20 protein-coding genes are annotated in these 17,553 nt (G+C 57.7%); 15 read left to right on the plus strand and 5 right to left on the minus strand.

The genetic code is table 11. The features are described from left to right. Positions 1 to 64: 64 nt before the first annotated feature. Complete coding sequence (locus LOY28_RS18330; RefSeq protein ID WP_064621306.1) at positions 65 to 727, plus strand: NADPH-dependent F420 reductase; 663 nt, start codon at positions 65 to 67, stop codon at positions 725 to 727. Between the two features lie 151 nt (positions 728 to 878). Here the strand turns inward: LOY28_RS18330 and LOY28_RS18335 are convergent, their stop codons facing one another. After that, complete coding sequence (locus tag LOY28_RS18335) at positions 879 to 1,154, minus strand: DUF2798 domain-containing protein (RefSeq protein WP_018925645.1); 276 nt, start codon at positions 1,152 to 1,154, stop codon at positions 879 to 881. A 131-nt stretch (positions 1,155 to 1,285) separates the two neighbouring features. On the opposite strand from LOY28_RS18335, the gene LOY28_RS18340 reads away from it, so the two are divergent. The 10 genes from LOY28_RS18340 (at position 1,286) to LOY28_RS18385 (ending at position 9,935) form a co-directional block, all read left to right on the plus strand. Then, the gene (locus LOY28_RS18340; RefSeq protein WP_258612320.1) at positions 1,286 to 2,227 is read left to right on the plus strand and encodes a LysR family transcriptional regulator; all 942 of its coding nucleotides are present in this window, start codon (positions 1,286 to 1,288) and stop codon (positions 2,225 to 2,227) included. A gap of 265 nt (positions 2,228 to 2,492) precedes the next feature. Continuing rightward, positions 2,493 to 3,344: a putative selenate ABC transporter substrate-binding protein gene (locus LOY28_RS18345; protein WP_018925643.1), complete on the plus strand. Its 852-nt coding sequence runs from the start codon at positions 2,493 to 2,495 to the stop codon at positions 3,342 to 3,344. Then, positions 3,341 to 4,138, plus strand: a complete 798-nt coding sequence (locus LOY28_RS18350) for a phosphonate ABC transporter ATP-binding protein (RefSeq protein WP_018925642.1) — start codon at positions 3,341 to 3,343, stop codon at positions 4,136 to 4,138. The genes LOY28_RS18345 and LOY28_RS18350 overlap by 4 nt, the downstream gene beginning before the upstream one ends. Further along, positions 4,132 to 4,959: a phosphonate ABC transporter, permease protein PhnE gene (gene phnE, locus LOY28_RS18355; protein ID WP_018925641.1), complete on the plus strand. Its 828-nt coding sequence runs from the start codon at positions 4,132 to 4,134 to the stop codon at positions 4,957 to 4,959. Before LOY28_RS18350 ends, phnE (LOY28_RS18355) begins: the two co-directional genes overlap by 7 nt. Next, on the plus strand, positions 4,956 to 5,723 hold the full coding sequence (gene phnE / locus LOY28_RS18360) for a phosphonate ABC transporter, permease protein PhnE (protein WP_258612321.1): 768 nt from the start codon (positions 4,956 to 4,958) through the stop codon (positions 5,721 to 5,723). Before phnE (LOY28_RS18355) ends, phnE (LOY28_RS18360) begins: the two co-directional genes overlap by 4 nt. A gap of 291 nt (positions 5,724 to 6,014) precedes the next feature. After that, the gene (locus LOY28_RS18365; protein WP_258612322.1) at positions 6,015 to 6,797 is read left to right on the plus strand and encodes a transporter substrate-binding domain-containing protein; all 783 of its coding nucleotides are present in this window, start codon (positions 6,015 to 6,017) and stop codon (positions 6,795 to 6,797) included. A 55-nt stretch (positions 6,798 to 6,852) separates the two neighbouring features. Then, positions 6,853 to 7,581 (plus strand): ABC transporter permease, encoded by a 729-nt coding sequence (locus LOY28_RS18370; RefSeq protein WP_018925638.1) that lies wholly within the window; start codon positions 6,853 to 6,855, stop codon positions 7,579 to 7,581. Further along, positions 7,578 to 8,288 (plus strand): ABC transporter permease, encoded by a 711-nt coding sequence (locus LOY28_RS18375; RefSeq protein WP_064618600.1) that lies wholly within the window; start codon positions 7,578 to 7,580, stop codon positions 8,286 to 8,288. The genes LOY28_RS18370 and LOY28_RS18375 overlap by 4 nt, the downstream gene beginning before the upstream one ends. Positions 8,289 to 8,304: 16 nt before the next feature. After that, on the plus strand, positions 8,305 to 9,069 hold the full coding sequence (locus tag LOY28_RS18380; protein WP_258612323.1) for an ABC transporter ATP-binding protein: 765 nt from the start codon (positions 8,305 to 8,307) through the stop codon (positions 9,067 to 9,069). Between the two features lie 125 nt (positions 9,070 to 9,194). Beyond that, the gene (locus LOY28_RS18385; protein WP_018925635.1) at positions 9,195 to 9,935 is read left to right on the plus strand and encodes a Mut7-C RNAse domain-containing protein; all 741 of its coding nucleotides are present in this window, start codon (positions 9,195 to 9,197) and stop codon (positions 9,933 to 9,935) included. 93 nt (positions 9,936 to 10,028) lie between these two features. Here the strand turns inward: LOY28_RS18385 and LOY28_RS18390 are convergent, their stop codons facing one another. Beyond that, on the minus strand, positions 10,029 to 10,913 hold the full coding sequence (locus LOY28_RS18390; RefSeq protein WP_258612324.1) for a LysR family transcriptional regulator: 885 nt from the start codon (positions 10,911 to 10,913) through the stop codon (positions 10,029 to 10,031). A gap of 114 nt (positions 10,914 to 11,027) precedes the next feature. Between LOY28_RS18390 and argC the strand changes: the two genes are divergently transcribed. Further along, positions 11,028 to 11,957 carry an N-acetyl-gamma-glutamyl-phosphate reductase gene (gene argC / locus LOY28_RS18395; RefSeq protein ID WP_064618644.1) on the plus strand — a complete coding sequence of 310 codons (930 nt, stop codon included), beginning with the start codon at positions 11,028 to 11,030 and terminating at the stop codon, positions 11,955 to 11,957. A 124-nt stretch (positions 11,958 to 12,081) separates the two neighbouring features. Here the strand turns inward: argC and LOY28_RS18400 are convergent, their stop codons facing one another. Continuing rightward, positions 12,082 to 12,873, minus strand: a complete 792-nt coding sequence (locus tag LOY28_RS18400; RefSeq protein WP_258612325.1) for a response regulator transcription factor — start codon at positions 12,871 to 12,873, stop codon at positions 12,082 to 12,084. A gap of 138 nt (positions 12,874 to 13,011) precedes the next feature. Here LOY28_RS18400 and LOY28_RS18405 point away from each other — a divergent pair, with 138 nt between their 5' ends. Then, positions 13,012 to 14,115, plus strand: a complete 1,104-nt coding sequence (locus LOY28_RS18405) for a polyamine ABC transporter substrate-binding protein (protein WP_018925631.1) — start codon at positions 13,012 to 13,014, stop codon at positions 14,113 to 14,115. A gap of 244 nt (positions 14,116 to 14,359) precedes the next feature. Then, positions 14,360 to 15,655 (plus strand): type VI secretion system tip protein TssI/VgrG, encoded by a 1,296-nt coding sequence (tssI, locus tag LOY28_RS18410; RefSeq protein WP_018925630.1) that lies wholly within the window; start codon positions 14,360 to 14,362, stop codon positions 15,653 to 15,655. A gap of 67 nt (positions 15,656 to 15,722) precedes the next feature. On the opposite strand, the gene LOY28_RS18415 is transcribed toward tssI, so the two are convergent. Beyond that, entirely contained in the window at positions 15,723 to 16,418 is a 696-nt protein-coding gene (locus tag LOY28_RS18415) for a tRNA (adenine(22)-N(1))-methyltransferase TrmK (RefSeq protein ID WP_026286374.1), read from the minus strand. Between the two features lie 181 nt (positions 16,419 to 16,599). Next, complete coding sequence (locus tag LOY28_RS18420) at positions 16,600 to 16,956, minus strand: VOC family protein (protein ID WP_018925628.1); 357 nt, start codon at positions 16,954 to 16,956, stop codon at positions 16,600 to 16,602. A 141-nt stretch (positions 16,957 to 17,097) separates the two neighbouring features. On the opposite strand from LOY28_RS18420, the gene LOY28_RS18425 reads away from it, so the two are divergent. Then, the gene (locus LOY28_RS18425) at positions 17,098 to 17,550 is read left to right on the plus strand and encodes a thiol-disulfide oxidoreductase DCC family protein (protein ID WP_026286373.1); all 453 of its coding nucleotides are present in this window, start codon (positions 17,098 to 17,100) and stop codon (positions 17,548 to 17,550) included. Positions 17,551 to 17,553 lie beyond the last annotated feature (3 nt).

Consider the following 17,553-nt stretch of genomic DNA (forward strand, 5'->3'; position numbering starts at 1 on the left):
TATTTATCTGCTGTTGGTTGGCAATCATCATGGTTTCTTCTTACTTAACCAGCGGAGCAAGGACATGCGTATCGGCATTATTGGGGCAGGCTTCATCGGACGTGCAGTGGCGCAATTGGTCATCGCCGCGGGACACGAGGCGATGCTCAGTAATTCACGTGGGCCGCAGACCATGAGCAGCGTGCGCAGTGGCATTCCTGGCAGTCAGGTCGGCACTATCGAGGACGCAGCACAATTTGGCGAAGTTGTACTCGTGGCAATTCCTCTTGAGCATTACCGAAGCGTGCCAGCCAAGTGGCTAGAGGGCAAAACCGTGCTGGATGCCAATAACTACTACCCGGAACGCGACGGTCACATTGCCGCTCTCGACCGATTCGAAACCACCACCAGCCGCTTGCTCGCCGAGCACCTGCCCCACTCCAGCGTGGTCAAGGCGTTCAATGCAATCCTCGCCCAGGACCTGGTGCAGGACGCGCGCCCGAAAGCAGCGCCCGACCGACGCGCACTGCCGATCGCGGCGGATGATCCGGCGGCGAAAGCGCTGGTGATCAAGTTACTGGACGAGATTGGATTCGACGCGGTAGATGCGGGCAGTCTTGATGAAAGCTGGCGATTCGAACGGGCTAAACCCGCCTACTGCATACCGCTGGATAAAGAGGGGCTGAAGGTTGCCTTGGCTGCGGCCCATCGGCAGGTCGAATTGCCCGAGGGATCGTGGCGCCGCTGAATAGCCCACAACCTGCTGGATCGAGAGAAGGCTTGGAGCTGACTGCGGACAGTGTCAGCTTTAGGTCGACTCCGACCTGTGACGGCCGGCAACAGTCGACCCAATAGGGTTGTCCACAACGCCCCATCAATTAGGCCGCAAGCGGTCGCCCTTAACGATGTGGGTGTACAGTCAAAGACACCAGTTTGAGCACAATGGGGCGAACGACGAGTATGCACAGGAATGCCACTGGCATGGCCAATTTATAGGCGTGCAGCGCATTACTTAGGTAATCATTCTCAATGCCGGAATTTGCCGCAGTGATCACGAATGACATCAAGAGCGCCATGATGGTGGCCATATACAGTGCGAAAACATAAGGCGTAGCGCGAACCGAGAGCTTACGTTGGTTGAAAAATAGAGCTTTAGAGGATGTTTTTGGATTCATATCAGACCTTTTTGATCTTCGATTGGTAGGTGACGAACACCATAGCAAGATCAAAAATTAGCAACTAGACGGCTAGCAGTGGTTGCTTTATAAACAAAATCTTATGAATGACTCTTCTCGCTGGAACAAAGATGAACCTGTTAGGGGCGATTGCTAGCTTTATCAAGGTGGTTGAAGCGGGCTCCATCGTGGGCGCGGCCAAAACCCTGGGCGTCAGTGCGGCAGCCATTAGCCAGACCCTAAATCGCTTGGAAACCCACCTGGGTACGCGCCTTCTCCAGCGCACCACGCGTAGCATGGCGTTAACCGAAAGCGGCATGGTGTACTACGAAAAAGTGAAACGTATAGCGCGTGATCTCGAATCGGCGCAAAGCGCGATCACCAGCGCGCAGACTCAACTCCAAGGGCGACTGTGCATCGCTTCTACCTCCGCTTTCGGGCGGCATGTGTTGGCGCCACTAATCGCCGGCTTCGCTGCACGTTACCCACGCCTGATACTTGAACTCTCAACCACAGATCGCAAAATTAATCATATTCAAGAAGGCATTGATCTGAGCCTGCGGATAAAACCACAACTAGAAGAGGGGATCGTCGCTCGCAAGATCGTTTCAGTCCCTTTTATCATCTGCGCGTCACCCATCTATTTGGAACGAGCCGGCTGGCCACGCGATCCTGAAGAACTCCAGCACCACGCCTGTCTACCGTTTCGCTACCCGCTAGACGGACGCTTTCTACGTTGGGGTTTTATCCGGGATGGACAACGTTACGACGCTACTCTCAATGCGACCGCAATCAGCGACGATGTTGACGCTCTAGCCCAAATGGCCGTCCGTGGCGCGGGAATAACCCGTTTGGCGGAGTTCGTGGCGGCGCCCTTTATCGAAAGTGGCCAACTCGTTCCTCTGTTTGAACATCGCCACGCTTCAACTTATGCCTACGCTGAACCGCTCGATATTTATATATGCGTCCAGGAACGCGCCGCCATCACACCCAAGGTCAAAGCTTTTATGCATTATTTGACTGAACATCTGGAAATGCGCTGGCCGATGGAAAATACCTTTACGGCGTCCTGATACGGTGCTTTGCCGCCTTTATAAATTCAATGGCCAAACTTTGCATCGGATAACAGTTACGAACTGCTGCTTGCCGGTGACTGCGGCCGATTGCAGTCTGATTCAACGGGCAGCTTCGGGTCGTATGCCGCCCTTCGCAATAAACCGCAATAGCCCAAAAGCAGTCAATTTCGCTCCATTTCGGCTACCCTCACAAAGCGCCACGCAGCAATCACCTTGTGCCAGGCGCCTCGACATTCTTCCGTAAATGCACCGGAGATCTTCCATGCTCAAGCGTACCCTGGCACTGGCCGTCGGCTTGTCCTTGTCTTTTTGCACCCTGTTGGCTCAAGCCGCCGAGACCCTGAAAGTCAGCGCGATTCCCGATGAAGCCCCGACCGAACTGCTGCGCAAGTTCAAGCCGCTTGGCGCCTATCTGGAACAACAATTGGGCATGAAGGTCGAGTTCGTACCTGTAAGCGACTATCCGGCGGTGGTCGAGGCACTAGCTACCGATCGCATCGATCTGGCCTGGCTGGGCGGCTTCACGTTCGTGCAGGCACGCCTGAAAACCGGCAATGCCATTCCGTTGGTGCAGCGTGAACAGGACGCCCAATTCACCAGCAAATTCATCACCGCCGACCCAGCCGTCAAGTCCCTCGCCGATCTCAAGGGCAAGACCTTTGCCTTCGGCTCGGTGTCCTCGACTTCCGGCAGTCTCATGCCGCGCTACTTCATGCTCAAGGAGGGCATCAAGCCGGAAACGTACTTTAGCCGCGTGGGGTACTCCGGCGCCCATGACGCCACCGTTGCCTGGGTCCAGGCTGGCAAGGTCGACGCCGGGGTGCTCAACGCCAGCGTGTGGGAAAAACTGGTCGCCGCCGGCAAGGTCGATACCACCAAGGTCAAAGTGTTTTCGACCACCCCTGCGTACTTCGACTACAACTGGACGGTGCGCGGAACCCTCGACCCGGCGCTGGCGGCCAAGATAAAGGCTGCGTTCCTGGCGCTCGATCCGGCGAACCCGAGGGACAAGGAGATTCTGGACCTGCAGGCCGCCAGCCGCTTCATCGAAACCAAGCCTGAGAACTACAAGGGCATCGAGGAAGCCGCACGCGCCGCCGAACTGCTCAAATGACATTGCATCTGACCGAGGTCAGCCTTACCCACGCCAACGGTGTCCAGGCGCTGCGTGGCGTGGATTTGCACATCGGTGCACGCGAACAGGTCGCGATCATCGGCCCGTCCGGCGCGGGTAAGTCGAGTCTGCTCAACCTGTTGGCCACCGCCCTGCGACCGGGCAACGGCGAGCTGCAGGTGCTCGGCGAGCGCGTCTGGCAGCTTTCTGCCCGTCAGCGTCAGCGGCTGCGCGCGCGTATCGGTCTGATTCATCAGGCGCCTCCCCTGCCCCCGCGCCAGCGCGTGGTCACCGCGGTGCTGGCCGGCAAGCTGGGTCAGTGGGGTCTGGGCAAGAGCCTGCTGAACCTGCTGCATCCGCTGGATGTTCCGGGCGCACGCGCGGCATTGGCCAGGCTGGACCTGAGTGACAAGTTGTTCGCGCATTGCCAGCAACTGTCCGGCGGACAGCTACAGCGCGTGGGCATTGCCCGCGTGTTATATCAAGCGCCCGAGGTGTTGCTGGCCGATGAGCCGGTATCGGCCATGGACCCGGTGTTGGCCCAGCACACGCTTTCGGTGCTGTGCCGCCATGCCCGGGAGCAGAACGTCACCCTGGTCGCCAGCCTGCACGCGGTGGAGCTGGCCCTGGCGCACTTTTCGCGCATCATCGGCTTGCGTGATGGACAGATCCTGTTCGACCTTGCGGCCAGCGCCGTCGATCGCGAGCTGCTCGACAAGCTCTACGCCAATGAGCAGTTGCAGTCCTCGCCGATTCCTCCGGCTCCCTTGAGTGTGCAGATCCCCCGATGCTGACGTCTGACACCCGCGATCCGGCCGCACTGCCCCGTCTGCTGCTCACCCTGCTGGCCCTTGCCTTGCTGTGGCCCGGCATCCGCTTCAGCGAGTTGGACCTCCGTGTGCTGGTGGCGAGTGACAGTCAGAGCGAGATGGGCCGGTTCGTGTCCGCCTTCTGGCCACCGGCCCATGGCGACGAGTTCATCCAGCTGTTGTTGCAAGCCACCCTGCAGACCCTGGCCATCGCCACGGCCGGCATGGCCCTGGCGTTGCTGTTGGCTGTTCCCGCCGGCCTGCTCGCCAGTCGTGCCCTGTCGCTGTCTGCTGCCTCCCGCGCTGGCCACCCGAGCTATTGGGGCCAACTGCTGCGTTGGCCCATACGCGGCTTGCTGATCTTCCTGCGCAGCGTGCCGGAAATTGTCTGGGCCCTGCTGTTCGTGCGCGCCGTCGGCCTCGGCCCGACAGCCGGGGTACTGGCCATTGCCATCACCTACAGCGGCATGTTGGGCAAGGTCTATGCGGAAATTTTCGAGTCGGTCGACCAGCGCCCGGTACACGCGCTACTGCAGTCCGGCAGTGGTCGGCTCGCCGCCTTTTGCTACGGAATCCTGCCCAATGTCGCTGCGGAACTGCTGTCGTACACGGTGTACCGCTGGGAATGCGCAATCCGCGCCTCGGTGGTGATGGGCTTCGTCGGTGCCGGCGGCCTGGGCCAGCAAATGGATTTGTCGTTGCGCATGTTCGCCGGCGGTGAAGTGGCCAGTCTGTTATTGACGTTCCTCGTCCTGGTGCTGCTCGCCGATCAACTCAGCCGTCTGCTGCGCTGGAGGCTGACATGAATCGCCTGTTCAACCTGGCACTGCTCCTGTGCATCGGCGCAGCGGTCATCGCCTCGTTCAACTACCTGGGCATCGACCTCGGCGAGCTCGGCGGCGCCGGCAACCTGAAGCAGATGGGCGCTTATGCCCAGCGTTTTCTCAGCCCGGACCTGAGCTCGAGCCTTCTACAAGCCATCGGCCACGGCGCCCTGGAAACCCTGGCCATGTCGGCCCTTGGCACCCTGCTCGCGGCGGTGTTCGGCCTGTTACTGGCATTGCCCGCAGCCGGGCGCTACGGCTGGCCTTTGCAGAGCGCGTCACGCCTGGTGCTCAACGCCTTGCGCGCGGTGCCGGAACTGGTATGGGCCGCACTGATGGTCCTGGCCGCCGGGCTCGGCCCCAACGCCGGCACCCTGGCCTTGGCCCTGCACACCACCGGCGTGCTCGGCCGGTTGTTCGCCGAAGCACTGGAAAACACCCCACCAGAACCGGCCGACGCCATCCGTTTGCAGGGCGCCAATGCCGTATGGGCGTTCTGTTACGGCACCCTGCCCAATCTGTTGCCACAGCTACTGGCCTACATCCTGTACCGCTGGGAAAACAACATCCGCATGGCCAGCGTGCTCGGCTTCGTCGGCGCCGGTGGTTTGGGGCAAATGCTCTATGTCAGCCTCAGCCTGTTCCAGGAAGCTCAAGCCAGCACGGTTATTCTGGCGATGCTGTTATTGGTCTTGGCCGTCGATACATTGAGTAGCTGGAGCCGTCAGCGTTGGGTCAAGGCTTGAGCCAGGAAAGTCAGCGCCCTTAACCCCACACTTTGTTACCGCATACCCCAGCCGAGTGTAAAAGCCTGCTTAGGTAACAGCCTCGCAGGCTACCTCTCCCCAGCGTTCACCTGCCTGCCAAGCCCATCCCAGAGCGCTGTACGCGCTTTCTCAAGCGCCCAATCGGCGAATTGGCCGGGTGATTGCATATGCTTGTCTGTACAAGTACTTGCGTGTGCATAGGACATTTCGCAGCGCAGTACACGCGCTCTTGCGGCACAAGCGCTTTCGATGGTCCCTGGGAATAAAATAATGAAAAAAGCATTTCTCACTCTTTCTGCATTGGCTTTGTGTGTGACTGCCGGTTCTGCGCTGGCCAAGGAGTACAAGGAGTTGCGCTTTGGCGTCGACCCCTCATATGCGCCGTTCGAATCCAAGGCCGCCGACGGCGGCTTGGTGGGCTTCGATATCGACCTGGGCAACGCGATCTGCGCGGAGCTGAAGGTCAAGTGCAAGTGGGTCGAAAGCGACTTCGACGGCATGATTCCCGGCCTCAAGGCCAACAAGTTCGATGGAGTGATCTCTTCCATGACCGTCACGCCGGCGCGTGAGAAAGTCATCGATTTCTCGAACGAGCTGTTCTCTGGCCCGACCGCGCTGGTATTCAAGAAAGGCGCGGCCATCGGCACCGATCCGGCCTCCCTCAAGGGCAAGAAAATCGGCTACGAGCAAGGCTCCATTCAGGAAGCCTACGCCAAGGCCGTGCTGGACAAGGCCGGGGTAGAGACCCAGGCCTACGCCAACCAGGACCAGGTGTACGCTGACTTGATCTCCGGACGCCTCGATGCCTCGATCCAGGACATGCTGCAAGCCGAACTGGGCTTCCTGAAGTCGCCACCAGGCGCCGACTTCCAAGTCAGCGAGCCGGTCGAAAATCCCCTCCTTCCAGCCAAGACCGCCGTGGGTCTCGCCAAAGGCAACGTCGAGCTTCAGGCCTTGCTGAACAAAGGTATCAAGGCACTGCACGACAATGGCACCTATGCGGCCGTCCAACAGAAGCACTTTGGCGATCTGAATCTCTACAGCTACAAATAATGACCCTGCGCCCATTTCCGGATGGGCTCTTCTTTGATTGACGTAGGGCTGCTCAATGTTAGAAAACCTATTGCAGATTCTTGGGCTGTCAGACTTTAGCCTCAAGGGTTTCGGCCCGCTGTTGCTGCAAGGCTCCTGGATGACGGTCAAATTATCCTTTCTGTGCTTGCTGGTGAGCGTTGGCCTGGGCCTGATCGGCGCCAGCGCCAAGCTTTCGAAATCGGCACTGCTGCGTGTCCCTGCGCAGGCCTACACCACGCTGATTCGCGGGGTGCCGGACCTGGTGCTGATGCTGCTGATCTTCTACAGCCTGCAAACCTGGCTGTCCTCGTTTACCGACTTCATGGAATGGGAATACGTCGAGATCAACCCGTTCAGCGCCGGGGTCATTACCCTGGGCTTCATCTACGGGGCTTATTTCACCGAAACCTTCCGTGGCGCCATCCTTGCCGTACCGCGAGGGCAGATGGAAGCGGCTACCGCCTACGGCCTGACCCGCGCCCAGCGCTTCCGCCTGGTGGTGTTCCCGCAAATGATGCGTTTTGCCCTGCCGGGCATCGGTAATAACTGGATGGTGATCCTCAAGGCCACCGCGCTGGTGTCGATCATCGGCCTGGCCGATCTGGTCAAGGTGGCCCAGGACGCGGGCAAGAGCACCTATCAGCTGTTCTTCTTCCTGATTCTGGCCGCCTTGATCTATCTGGTGATAACCACCGTTTCGAACTACGTCTTGCGCCGGATGGAAATCTTCTACGCCGCAGGCACCCGGGAGGCCGTGCGATGATCGAGCTACTGCAGGAATACTGGAAACCTTTCCTGTTCCAGGACGGCAATCACATCACCGGGCTGGCCATGACCCTTTGGCTGCTCAGCGCTTCGATCTTCTTCGGCTTCGTGATGTCGATCCCGCTGTCGATCGCCCGGGTCTCAAGCAATGTCTGGGTGCGCTGGCCGGTGCAGTTCTACACCTACCTGTTTCGCGGTACGCCGCTCTATATTCAGCTGCTGATCTGTTACACCGGCATTTACAGCCTGGCCGCGGTGCGGGCGCAGCCAGTACTGGATGCGTTCTTTCGCGATGCGATGAACTGCACCATCCTCGCCTTCGCCCTGAACACCTGCGCCTACACCACGGAGATCTTCGCCGGGGCGATTCGCAGCATGAACCACGGTGAAGTCGAAGCGGCCAAAGCCTACGGGCTGACCGGCTGGAAGCTGTACACCTACGTGATCATGCCCTCCGCCCTGCGTCGCTCGCTGCCTTACTACAGCAACGAAGTGATTCTGATGCTGCACTCGACCACCGTGGCCTTCACCGCGACCATCCCGGACATCCTGAAAGTCGCGCGGGACGCCAACTCGGCGACCTTCCTGACCTTCCAATCGTTCGGCCTCGCCGCGTTGATCTACCTGGCAGTCACGTTCTCCCTGGTCGGCCTGTTCCGCCTGGCTGAACGCCGTTGGTTGTCTTTCCTCGGCCCGGCTCACTAATTCAGGATGCTTGTTCATGTACAAACTGACCGTTGAAAACCTGCACAAAAGTTACGGCAACCATGAAGTCCTCAAGGGCGTTTCGCTGAACGCCAGGACCGGCGATGTGATCAGCCTGATCGGCGCCAGTGGTTCGGGCAAGAGCACCTTTCTGCGTTGCATCAACTTCCTGGAAACACCCAACGACGGTGCCATGAGTCTGGACAACCAGCAGATTCGAATGGTCCATGACCGCCACGGCATGCGCGTGGCCGACGCCAACGAACTGCAACGCATCCGCACTCGCCTGGCGATGGTGTTCCAGCACTTCAACCTGTGGAGCCACATGACGGTGCTGGAAAACATCACCATGGCTCCACGCCGGGTACTGGGTGTCAGCAAGAAGGACGCAGAGGATCGCGCCCGGCGCTACCTGGACAAGGTCGGTTTGCCGGCACGGGTTGCTGATCAATACCCGGCGTTTCTCTCGGGTGGTCAGCAGCAACGGGTCGCCATTGCCCGTGCCCTGAGCATGGAACCGGAGATCATGCTGTTCGACGAGCCGACGTCGGCCCTGGACCCGGAACTGGTGGGCGAAGTGCTCAAGGTGATCCAGGGGCTGGCCGAAGAAGGCCGCACCATGATCATGGTGACCCACGAAATGAGCTTTGCGCGCAAAGTGTCGAACCAGGTGCTGTTCCTGCACCAGGGGCGGGTCGAAGAGCAAGGTGCGCCCGAGGACGTATTGGGCAACCCCAAAAGCGAGCGCCTGCAGCAATTCCTCAGCGGCAACCTGAAGTAACCGGAGCGCCTTCGAGCGACCGCAGGGTTGCTCGAAGGCGCTGGCTCGACCTGATAATCCATCCCTCCCGCCCTCTACCGAGCAGCTGAACTCATTCTTCCTGCAGCCCTGCCATACTGTTCAGCATGACCCGTGCAACTTTCCGCTTCTACGAGGAGCTCAACGATTTCCTGCCGGCCGAACGGCGGCGGCAGTCCTTCACTTGCGAGTGCGCGCGAGGGGCGACGGTCAAGCACATGATCGAGGCGCTCGGGATACCGCACACCGAGGTCGAGATGGTGCTGCTCAATGGCGAGTCGGTGGGCTTTGAGCGGGTGATCTTCGACGGTGACCGGCTGGCGGTGTATCCCAAGTTCGAAGCGCTGGACATCAGTCCGTTGCTCAAGGTTCGTACGCAACCTTTACGGGTGCTGCGCTTCGTCGCTGATGCGCACCTTGGCGGATTGGCCAGTCTGCTGCGCATGAGCGGCTTCGACACCCTCTACGACAATGGCTTCGACGATGCCGAGATCGCCGAAATCGCCGCGCAGCAAGGACGCATCGTGCTAACCCGCGACCGCGAACTGCTCAAGCGGCGGATCATCAGCCACGGCTGTTACGTGCATGCCCTGAAACCGTCGCTGCAGCTGCGCGAATTGTACGAGCGCCTCGACCTGGCGCGTAGCGCGCGCCCCTTCAGCCTGTGCCTCCATTGCAACCTGCCGCTGCACGAAATCAGCCCGGAACTGGCCCGGCCGCAGGTGCCGCCACGCGTTGGCGTCCTCTATTCGCACTTCCTGCGCTGTGACGCCTGCCAACGGATTTACTGGGAGGGTTCGCACTGGCGCGGCATGTGTGCACTGTTGGCACCTCTACTGGACCGATAGTCGAGCGCATCGGACCAGTGCGTTGCCAGGAATCACTGGCTTTTGCATCAGGTAGATGACGGCCAGAAGCTGTCCCTCCTCTGACAAAATCCCCTACCCCGCACTCAATTCCCACAGCACATCCAGCACATGTTGCGTAGGCCGTTCGATGTCTCGACTACGGTGGGCAATACCCAGTTGCCGCCACAATAAGGGCTTTAATGGCCGCATGACGATCCTGGTATCGGGCAATGGCGTGGAGGCTTCATGCGGCAACAACGTCGCACCATAGCCAGCCGCCACCAGGCTTTTGATCGCATCGTTGTAGTTCAGTTGAATACGCGGCGCAGGCTGCGGCCCACCACTGGCGAACCACTCCGCAGTCAAACGCGAAAGACGAGTGGTGTTGTCATTCAGAATCAATGGCTGAGTGGACAGCCAGTCGGGGGTCACAACCTCCGGGGATTCCCAGCGAGCTGGCAAGAAGGCCATGACCGGGTCCCGTCGCCATGGCTCGATCCGCAAGCCCTTCACCGGGGACTGCGGCAGCGCGACCAAACCGATTTCCAACGAGCCCTCGGCAAGCCTCTTCAGAGTTTCCTGCGACGTGAGCACCGCGACCTGCACATCGATAGCGGGATGGCGCTGGCTCAACGTCTCCAAAGCGTGCGGCATCAACTGTGCGATGGCCCCCGTGGAGGCGCCTAGCCGCACACGCCCGGCCAATCCCTGTACCTGACGTTCCACATCCTCAAGCGCCTGCTCCGCATCCGCCAACAGACGCCGCGCACGTTCCACCAGTGTGTTCCCAATCGCCGAAGGCTGAACGCGCCCACGCGTGCGCGACAACAGCTTGCCGCCCACGCGCGCCTCCAGGTCGGCGATATGCAAACTGACCGTGGGTGGCGCCAAGTGCAGCACACGGGCCGCCTCGGCAAATGAACCCAGGTCGGCAATCGCCACCAACGTGCGCAGACGGTCCAGGCTGATTTCGCGCATGAGTGACTCCTTGTTCAGAAAAACTGAATTTCATCGTTTATAAATTCAACTTTTCCTATCTTAGCGCCTCACTGAAGATTGGAACTCCTGATTTCCTATGTCCGAGAGCATTCCATGGCAAGTCCCCTTGTATTCATCGATGGCGACCAAGGCACCACCGGGTTGCAAATCCATCAACGCCTACGCGACCGCAGCGATCTGCGGCTTATCACACTCAGCCCCGACTATCGCAAGGATCCACAACGTCGCGCCGAAGCCATCAATAACTGCGACATCGCAATTCTGTGCTTGCCCGACCAAGCCGCGCGCGACGCTGTAGCGACCATCGAAAACCCCGCCGTGCGGGTGATCGATGCGAGTTCGGCGCACCGCACCCATCCAGACTGGACCTATGGTTTCGCGGAGATGAATCCGCAGCAGAGCCAACGCATCGCCGCCGCGCGACGGGTCAGCAATCCCGGTTGCTATCCAACGGGGGCGATAGGGTTGCTGCGCCCTTTACTGGAGGCCGGATTACTGCCCAGGGATTACCCGATGAACATTCATGCCGTGTCGGGTTATTCCGGGAAAGGACGTGTCGGGGTGGAAGAGCATGAGGGAGAAGGCGCAGCACAGGCGTCGGCGTTTCAGGTCTATGGGCTGGGGCTGGCACACAAACATATTCCGGAGATTCAGCAGCAAAGCGGTCTGACGGAGCGGCCGATGTTTGTGCCGGCCTATGGCGCTTTTCGGCAGGGGATCGTACTGACCATCCCCTTGCAAACCCGGTTGTTGGCGCCAGGTGTGAGTGCGGTGCAGTTGCATGCGTGTCTGATGCGGCACTACGCCGATGCGAGCCATGTACAGGTGATGTCGATGCTGGAGGCTAAAGGGCTGACGTCCCTTGATCCTCAGGCACTTAACGGGACTGATGATCTGCGACTGTCTGTGTTTGAGAATGACGAAACGGGCCAGGTTTTGTTGGCTGCGGTGTTTGACAATCTTGGGAAGGGAGCAGCTGGAGCTGCAGTGCAGAATCTGGATTTGATGCTTGCAGGAACATAACTCCGATGACCCGCGCGAATTACCGTGATGCCCTCGCCCCGAACTGGGATTTAGAGGTCAGGCAAGGTTCGCACCCGAAGCCGTGAACCCATTTAACGGTAATATCCAGACTAAAACGCCGACTTCAACTTGTAGAGAAAACATCTTGTTTGGGCATAAAAAATCGAGCAAACAGCTCGGATTGTGACTTGATATTTAATTTGGCATAAATATTGCGCCGATGAACCTTTATCGTTTCCACCGAGAGGGAAAGCTTTCCGGCTATCTCTTTATTAGAGAAGCCACTGAGCAACAATCTGAGCACATCACTTTCGCGCGCTGTTATTTGCGTGCCCAGCTGGGTAATCGTTTCTGGCCATAGAGGTGGCTCAGCGAGATTTTTCTCTACATCAACTTCAAAACACATGCGCTGATGCATTAATGCAGTCACCCACGGCTTGATAATATCAAGCATTGTTATTTGCTCTTGATTAAAACGGACTTTGCTACCAACGGAAATGCATAACGTTCTATCGGCGTCGAGTTGAACATTGTACTGAGCCTCATCCACAGAGATATATTGTGCAAAATATTGATGATAATACTCAGTTTCAAGAAAGTATTCCGGCGCAATATCCAGCAAATGAAAGAAACCGCTCTGGGGGTTTTCTCGATTAGCTATATAAAATGGATCCAGCAGGTAAAGCCCCTTCACATAGCGATGAATGAACGCGTCTACCTCTTCAACATCTGCGACTTCAGGAAGACTAACGACTTGCACTTGTTGATTGCTAAAGATCAATACAACCCAATTATCGATTTGCACGTATTCGTTTAATATACGAACAAGCGAACTCCAGAATTCTGGACGGTTCAACTGCATGATCAGCTTCCCAATCGATCGGTGCCAAGCCAGGCTATGAAGGTCGAACGGCATTTTCTACCCCTTTAGGGTTAGGGATTCGTAGGTCAGAGGTAAGTATTCGTAGGTATTTACTATTCGGTAACGCCCGGTATATTCGCTGGCAGGACTTACGATGGCCATGAGGGCACATCGTCTTGATAAGGATGTTGCATGAGAAAATCACGTTTGCGAACCATTTTTTCGGCCTCGCTTCTCTGTGCTGGGATGAGCACATCAGTGGGAGCTGTAGAGCCTGGGGTGCATCTGTACAACTGGTTCGGGCTTCTCGCACCGGAGACCCCAAAGGAGTTTGAGCAGGCAACTGGCACCAGAGTGCATATGGATGCTTTCGACAGCGCCGAAATCATGCAGAGCAAAGTAATGGCTGGGCGCACGGGGTATGACGTGGTTGTGGCCACCTCCAATGTGTTGCCAAGCCTGATCCAGGCGGGAGTACTTCAGCCGCTGGATCGTAATCAACTGAGTAATTTGTCCCATATCGATCCTGATATCTTGTCCCAGGTCGCGGTCAATGATCCTGGTAATCGCTACGCTGTGCCCTATCTATGGGGTACTACCGGCATTGGCTATGACGTTGACAAAGTCAAAGCGGCATTGGGTGATAATGCTCCGGTGAATAGCTGGGATTTGATCTTCAAAGAAGAAAACATCAGTAAGCTCCAGTCGTGTGGTGTGGCAATGCTTGACTCTCCAAGTGAGATCATTTCGATTGCTTTGCATTACCTTGGGCTCCCCAGCAACAGCAGGAACCCGGATGATTACCAGAAAGCTCAAGCCCTACTGTTAAAAATCCGCCCCTACGTCCTCTATTTCGACTCCTCCCGAATTGACGCTGACCTGGCTGACGGCAATATTTGTGCAGTCGTGGGATGGGCTAATGGTGCCCTTGCTGCGCAGGCCATCAACGAGAAGACCAACACTGGACGCAAGATTACCTACAGCCTTCCTCGCGAAGGAGCGCTGGTCTGGTCGGAAAATCTGGTTCTTCTAAAAGACGCGCCCCACCCAAAGGAAGGTATGGCGTTTATTAATTACATGTTGCGACCAGAAGTTATTGCCAAGACCTCAAACCACACTCTCTACCCTAACGCTAACAAAGATGCCGCTGAGTTTGTCGAACAGAAGTTGCGAGACAACCCCTGGATTTATCCAGACAAAAAGACCATTGCCACACTTATCCCACTTGAGCCACTGCCATTGAAGCTGGAGCGAATCCGCACGCGGATCTGGACCAAAGTGAAGAGTGGTGTGTGATCTGACTTGATTTGTCGCCTGTTGCTCTATGCATGTCTTTATTTTATACGCGGACGTGCTTGAGCAGCAGGTTGAGGCTATTTATGTCCGGAAAGTAAGACGCAAACGCCAATATACAAGAGCGCCAAATTAGTGGATTAGTGCCTGTTATAGGCTCTTGCCCTGAGCTGGACTTACCCGGCTTCCTGACATTGACATCTGCGACAGCCCCGATTCAACACTTTATGCAAGAAGAGAACAGTGGATGTTCAGCCCAGCCAATCAGACGTCTTTCAGTTTGACCATCGACGGTTTTGCGCACGATTTTCAAGTACTCGCATTCACCGGAGATGAGGCGATCAGCAGGCCTTACCTCTTCAACGTGGAGCTTGTTAGCGAGCGGTCTGACCTGGATCTCGAAAGCCTCTTCGACGTAGAGGCTTTTCTGACCTTCGACGCGAAGGGCAACGGCGTCCATGGACGGATCTATCACATCGCCCAAAGCGGTAATGATCAGCGTTTGACGCACTACAATCTGGCCCTCGTACCGCACCTGTCCTACTTGCGCCACCGCATCAACCAGAGGATCTATCAACAGTTCTCGGTGCCGAAAATCGTCGCCTTGATACTGGAAGAACACGGGATTGTGGGTGAGGCTTATCGGTTTCATCTGGGGTCGACCTACCCCGAGCGTGACTACTGTACCCAGTACGATGAAACGGATTTGCACTTTATTCAGCGCTTGTGCGAAGAAGAAGGTATCCACTTCCACTTCCAACACAGCGCTCAAGGCCACGTGCTGGTCTTTGGCGATGACCAGGCGGCTTTTCCCAGGATTGGGCAACCCACTGCTTATGGACAAGAGAGCGATAGAGTGGCCAACGAGCCACTGATCAAGCGCTTCAACCTACGTCTGGGGAGAAACGAGCAACAGCCAGGCATGGAAAACGATGACAAGCTGAAGCCTTTCACAAGCCATGAGCACGGCAAGCAGATAAGTCTGCGTGCTATGGAGCGCCGCCATGCGGCTTATCGTCAAGCCGAAGGGCAAGGTGACCAGACCCGGTTAGTCAGTGGCCATGTTCTGGAGATCTCTGGCCACCCGCGCCAGGAATGGAACGACCGATGGTTACTGACTCAGATCATCCACGAAGGCAAGCAACCACAGGTATTGAGCGAGAACATCGCCAGTGGCAACACAAACAACGAGGATGACTTTCATCAGGGTTACCGCAACCGCTTTATCGTTCTTCCGTGGGACGTGTCCTATCGTCCACCTTTGGCTCACAAGAAACCTCAGGTACCAAGTAACCACACCGCTGTGATCATCGCTCTGGAAGACGAGGAGATCCAGGGTGATAGGCGCCTCGGAAGGGTCAAGGTCAAGTTCCCCTGGGACCGCGAAGGTAGATTTGATGACAAGAGTTGTTGTTGGCTGAGGGGGACCTCCAATTGGAGTTGTGAAATGACGCCCCCCCGAACGGGTATGGAAGTCATGGTTACATTTCTCGAAAGCGACCCCGATCAACCGCTGATCAGCGGTTGCCTGTGCTGCCGCTAACCGCAAACCCTATAAGAGCAGCAACCGTCAGGTTGAAATTTGCCCCTGCAATTACTTAGTCAAGGGCTCAAGCCAGCAGGTCGGCGATCCACCGGGCCTGCCGGGCGACATCCTGCACCTTCTCCTCGGGCACGGCCTGCCGCGCCTTGGCGAAGCTGCTCAGGGTCCGCTGCTTCTCGCGCAACAGGCGCTGCCACTTGATCAGGAATGCCGAGCTGCGTGCCTGCATCTGCAGCGGACCGAAATACAGCTCCTCGGCGGTGTACATCACCGGCCCGGTGCGCTCGGCGACGATGATTTCGTAGTCGAAGCGGTTTTCCCGCAGCACTTCCTCGCAGAGGATGCAGTAACCATTTTCCATCAGCCATTGGCGCAGTGGCTGCTCGCCGCCGTTGGGTTGAAGGATCAGGCGCTCCTGGCCGCTCAGGCGTGCCTTGCCGCAGTCGAGGATGTCGCGGATCGTCTCGCCGCCCATGCCGCAGATGCTGATTGCCGTGATCCCGTCTCCCGGCTCGATTGCCGTCAGGCCATCGGCCAGGCGCACGGTGATCCACTGGTCCAGGTCGTTCTCGCGCACGGTGCGTTCGGCCGAGCGAAATGGCGTCAATGCCACCTCTCCGGCCACCGCCGCGACGATGGCGCCACGGCGCATCAATGCCACAGGCAGGTAGCCGTGATCCGAGCCGATATCGGCCAGGCGCGCACCTGCTGGCACATGTGCCGCCACGCGTTCCAGGCGCATGGACAATGTCTGTTGGTTCAACTGCTGCCCCTTTTCACCACGAACGTCCGGCACCTTTGACCGGGTCGGCCCGCGATTCTGGCGAGCAACGCTGTGCATTTCAAATTTATGCGACCAGGGTCATGGCTCGACCCGCACCTACCGCTTGAGTATCGGCCCAAAGCGAACCCTGGTAATGGACCGCTTTGGGCCGACCTGAGCCCTACTGCTGAGCTGTCCAAACGGCCAGTTCGTAGCCATCCGGATCAATGAAGTGGAACCTGCTTCCACCAGGGAACGAGAATATTTCGCGGGTGATAACAGCGCCCAAGGCTTTGAGCCGTTGCTGCGCCTCATCGAGATCATCCGAGTACAAAATGATCAAAGGGCCACCAGGTCGAACCGGCTCTCCCGTAGTGAAGCCACCGGTAAGGCGGCCATCACTGAATTCCGTATAGGTCGGGCCGTAGTCGACGAATGTCCAGCCGAACGCACTGCCGTAGAAAGCTTTGCTGCGGGCAATGTCGTCGACATTAAATTCAATATTGTCGATCTGCCGGTCTTTACCACGCACACTCATGGATGCCTCCTTGGCTGATATTAAAGGAACAATGATATTGCAGCTGCCGGCAAGGAGCAGCCCCCCTTCGGCGAAATGCAGACTTTAACGCTGGCACGCGGTTATGATCCGGGATAATCAGGTTCCCTTGGATCCACGCTTATGCCCACCTCGAAAATCCGCCCCTCACCCGCGCCGCTGCTCAAACCAGGAGAGACGGTGGTCTTGTTCGACGGTGTCTGCAAGCTGTGCAATGGTTGGGCGAGGTTCTTGATTCGCCATGACCGCCAGCGGCGCGTGCGGTTGGCGGCGGTTCAGTCACCCGAGGGGCAGGCTCTGCTCGCGTGGGCAGGTTTGCCCGTGGATCAATTCGACACCATGGCGGTGATCCGCGACCGACGCTACTGGGAGCGTTCGGATGCATTTTTCGAAGTCATCGCCCAGTTGCCCGCACTCTGGCGCCCAGTGAACTTGTTGCGCATCTTCCCTCGCATGCTTCGAGATTGGGCATACGACCGCATTGCGCTTAATCGTTATCGGCTCTTCGGGAAATACGACACGTGCCTGCTGCCGGATCCTGATCATGAACAACGCTTTTTGAAAGCGCCCCTATGAACG

Source organism: Pseudomonas sp. B21-017, assembly GCF_024749245.1.
Classification (GTDB): domain Bacteria; phylum Pseudomonadota; class Gammaproteobacteria; order Pseudomonadales; family Pseudomonadaceae; genus Aquipseudomonas.